This is a genomic window from Microcoleus pseudofavosus SVA1_A4 (genome assembly GCF_036700565.1).
Classification (GTDB): domain Bacteria; phylum Cyanobacteriota; class Cyanobacteriia; order Cyanobacteriales; family Microcoleaceae; genus Microcoleus.
In genome coordinates this window covers 1-3,031 of the sequence record NZ_JAUBPE010000165.1, presented here as the reverse complement: position 1 = coordinate 3,031, position 3,031 = coordinate 1, and the positions used below count along the sequence as shown (strand labels likewise).

The window sequence follows — 3,031 nt, the reverse complement described above, 5'->3', positions numbered from 1 at the left end:
TTAATTGGGTCAACAGGTAAAAAATGAGTAAAATTACTCATTGACAATAGTGCTTTTAGCTTAACTTGTGAGTAATGTACTCAACCCAACACGCCCATAATCCTTCTAATTGACCGCGCAATTTATGAGATTTTAAAGATGGTTCAAATTGGTCATTTGCTAAATTTTCCAAAATAGCCAAGATTTTAGCTTCTAAATGTGGATTTTTGCGAATAATCCGCTTAAAAGCTCGCTTAAAGCTGTTATCCCATACTAAATTTATCATTCATCATCATCCAGTAAATCAGCTTTCAATTGTTCTAGATTACCGCGCTTGGCATTCCCTGCTTTGAACGCGGCTAGGGTTTTTCTAGCATTTCTAGCAATTTCTTCTCGACGATTTTCAATCCGCCGTTTTTGGATTAATTCAACTAATAAGTCTTGTTCTTCTGTTGAGAGAACTTCAACATATTCAATGAGTTTTTGTAAAGAGATAGAATCGCTCATAAACGTTAACCTTTATTTATTTGCTTTCGGATTTTTGCCGATACCTTTCGATCGCTGCTTTCAGCTTAGAGTTAAGTTCTGGTGGGTTTTCAATCGCTGAGGTAACAATTTCCCAATTTGGTTCGGAAAGAACGATCGGTTCTGGTTTAAGTGGCAGTTCTTCGGCTAGATTTAGAGCAACTTCGAGTAGATATTCGCTCAGACTAAGACCCCACAGGTAGCTGCTTTTTCTAACAGTTCTTTTTGTTCCTGATTGATAGTTATCTCAAGAGTGCTTGTTTGGGGGTTTTGGGTAGGGGTTGACATATTTTTTCAACGAGAGCAAGGTTGGCTCATTTGATATTATAGCAATTTTTAAGGTGGGCAATCGCACGCTTGTTGGAAAAGGGATCTCGCTCTTGGTTTATTCAAGCACTTTGATGATGGTGGCGATAGGGATAAACAGTGAAAGCTCATCATCCTCTAACGGTATGAAACCGTATTTCAAATAAAACTCTTTAGCTTGCTGATTTTTACTATCGACTATCACCGCAAAGATCCCCACCTCAGAGGAGAGGCGAACTGAAGAGCGAAATGACTCCATTAACAGTTCTCTTCCTAATCCTCTCCCCTGCATTGAGGTAGCCACAGCAAGTTTGCCTAGGCGTATTGCTGGTACTGGATAGCGAGGTAATCCTCTGCGATAATTTTCAGGTAAAGATTCGCGTTTAATTTCAGCCGTACTGACAGAATAATAGCCTGCTACATCTCCAGTTTCATCTTCTGGAATTGCCGCAAAGGTTTTAGCAATTCCTCTTCTATCATTCTGTCGGGCATATTTTTTGAGGTACTCATTTAACTCTGGTATACCGCAGTCAAAAGCTTCTCTTTTTAATCGGCTATCATCTATTGCACAAAAAATCCATTTCATTGTTTACCAGTTCCCGTACTTTTCCTGATGCTCTTTGATAGCTGCTTTGAGGGCGGGGTTGGGTTCCGGTGGATTTTCGATGGCGGATGCAAAGATTTCCCAGTCGCGATCGCTCAATACAATTTGCTCTACTTCTAGAGGTGGCTGTTTGGCTGCATTCAGAGCGATTTCTAGCAGATACTCGCCTAGATTCATAGACTTTGCTGCGGCTGCTTTTTCTAGGATTTCTTTATCTGTTTGGCTGAGGGTTAACTCTATTTTTGTTTGGGTATCGGTTGGTGTTGACATTGTTTTGTTATAAAAGGGCGATCGACTAATTTTATTGTAGCAATATTGATGAGAACACTCGTTGGCTCATCTGATATTATAGCAATTGGGGAAGCGTTGGCACTGTCTCTACGATCGCGATTTAAGCCGATCGCCCTTGGTGGGAAAAGGGATCTCGCTCCTTCCTCGTGTTAAACTGAATCTAGCGGTCGTCTTAAGCAAGGAAAAAATAGCCGTGATACCTATCCAAGAACAAATTGTTGACAAACTGAAAAATTTCTCTGAAATCGAACTGCAAGAAATCCTCAACTTTGCTGATTTCCTGTTATGGCAGCGGAGAAAGCAGGAAGTAGCTTCGCCGCCAGAGGAAACTGGCAACAGCAAACCAGCAAATATGGATGAAGAGTGCGAGGTTCATTATGTTGGTGGAGTCTTAGTCGTAAAAGCAGCATTAATAAAAAAAAATCGAGAACTGATTAATTGGGATACGATTATTCCCGATATGCGCGAAGAAAGAATCGGGAAGTTTATCTAAAATGAAAGTTCAAGTTGTTAGATATCAAAATACCATTTTTTCCCCTCAATCAACCGCAATCCCACTCGTAGATAACATCGCTAAAATCTAATTTTTGTAGGGCTGATTCTTTGACAAAAAAGTTACCTACGCCACCATCGCCCCACATAATATCTATTACCTCATTAGCATCGCCATCCATTTGAAATAAAAGGCTATACGGATCGCTTTCGCTATCGAGTATAGGATCGTTTGATTGAAAAGAACCATGATAGCCACCAATTTTATGACCGCGAGGAACACATAGATTTAGATAATTGTCCCTAACTTCATCGTCTTCTCTAAATAATTTAAAAAAATCTTCTCCTAAAAACTTTGTAAATCCATCATCGTAATGGGTAATTGGCGCATACTTTTTAGTAAATTGCAAACTGCAACTTCCCCAAATAGGCACGTATTCAAATTTGGGCAAAAAATCATAATTGGTGATGATATTCTCAAGGTTGAAATCTGGTTGAGGAAAATAGAAAATTTGAAAAATATCTTCATTATAGCCGTAATCTAAGCCATATAGTTGATCGTCTGGAAGATAAAACTGCAAGATTCCTCGATCGGGAAAACCTTCAAGAGGCGGTACTTCAGAAAAGTTGATTTGGGCAAGCAATAATAAGCAATCGCCATTAGGAGTTTTAGGATACTCGAACCCTTTAGGTAAGTATGGCAACCCACCAAATTTACTTTGCCACCAGTTCACAGGTTCGTTGTTTTCAATTGTAATGTCGGGTGAGGTTCGAGAGTCACCTCTCTCCCCTCCCCTAAGAACGCAGCATGAGAGTTTCCAGCTCACTGCGCTC

The 3,031-nt window shown here is 40.0% G+C and carries 7 protein-coding genes; 1 reads left to right on the top strand and 6 read right to left on the bottom strand.

The window, feature by feature from the left end:
- Positions 1-55 precede the first annotated feature (55 nt).
- The 5 genes from QUA02_RS33105 to QUA02_RS33085 all read right to left on the bottom strand — a co-directional run bounded on the left by QUA02_RS33105 (position 56) and on the right by QUA02_RS33085 (position 1,684).
- Positions 56-265 carry a type II toxin-antitoxin system RelE/ParE family toxin gene (locus tag QUA02_RS33105; protein WP_333033957.1) on the bottom strand — a complete coding sequence of 70 codons (210 nt, stop codon included), beginning with the start codon at positions 263-265 and terminating at the stop codon, positions 56-58.
- On the bottom strand, positions 262-486 hold the full coding sequence (locus tag QUA02_RS33100; RefSeq protein ID WP_333033956.1) for a hypothetical protein: 225 nt from the start codon (positions 484-486) through the stop codon (positions 262-264). Before QUA02_RS33100 ends, QUA02_RS33105 begins: the two co-directional genes overlap by 4 nt.
- Positions 487-502: 16 nt before the next feature.
- Positions 503-688 (bottom strand): type II toxin -antitoxin system TacA 1-like antitoxin, encoded by a 186-nt coding sequence (locus QUA02_RS33095; protein WP_333033958.1) that lies wholly within the window; start codon positions 686-688, stop codon positions 503-505.
- A 201-nt stretch (positions 689-889) separates the two neighbouring features.
- Positions 890-1,396 (bottom strand): GNAT family N-acetyltransferase, encoded by a 507-nt coding sequence (locus QUA02_RS33090; RefSeq protein ID WP_333033955.1) that lies wholly within the window; start codon positions 1,394-1,396, stop codon positions 890-892.
- Between the two features lie 3 nt (positions 1,397-1,399).
- Positions 1,400-1,684, bottom strand: a complete 285-nt coding sequence (locus QUA02_RS33085) for a type II toxin-antitoxin system TacA family antitoxin (protein ID WP_333033954.1) — start codon at positions 1,682-1,684, stop codon at positions 1,400-1,402.
- Positions 1,685-1,898: 214 nt separating this feature from the next.
- On the opposite strand from QUA02_RS33085, the gene QUA02_RS33080 reads away from it, so the two are divergent.
- Positions 1,899-2,198, top strand: a complete 300-nt coding sequence (locus QUA02_RS33080; RefSeq protein WP_333033953.1) for a hypothetical protein — start codon at positions 1,899-1,901, stop codon at positions 2,196-2,198.
- Positions 2,199-2,247: 49 nt separating this feature from the next.
- Here QUA02_RS33080 and QUA02_RS33075 read toward each other — a convergent pair.
- On the bottom strand, positions 2,248-3,031 hold a 784-nt coding region (locus QUA02_RS33075), incomplete at its 5' end, for a YwqG family protein (protein ID WP_333033951.1).

What these genes read in the sequence shown, in the direction of transcription:
- QUA02_RS33085 (WP_333033954.1), bottom strand. Translation starts at nt 1,684, where the DNA reads ATGTCAACACCAACCGATACCCAAACAAAAATAGAGTTAACCCTCAGC.
- QUA02_RS33105 (WP_333033957.1), bottom strand. Translation starts at nt 265, where the DNA reads ATGATAAATTTAGTATGGGATAACAGCTTTAAGCGAGCTTTTAAGCGG.
- QUA02_RS33090 (WP_333033955.1), bottom strand. Translation starts at nt 1,396, where the DNA reads ATGAAATGGATTTTTTGTGCAATAGATGATAGCCGATTAAAAAGAGAA.
- QUA02_RS33100 (WP_333033956.1), bottom strand. Translation starts at nt 486, where the DNA reads ATGAGCGATTCTATCTCTTTACAAAAACTCATTGAATATGTTGAAGTT.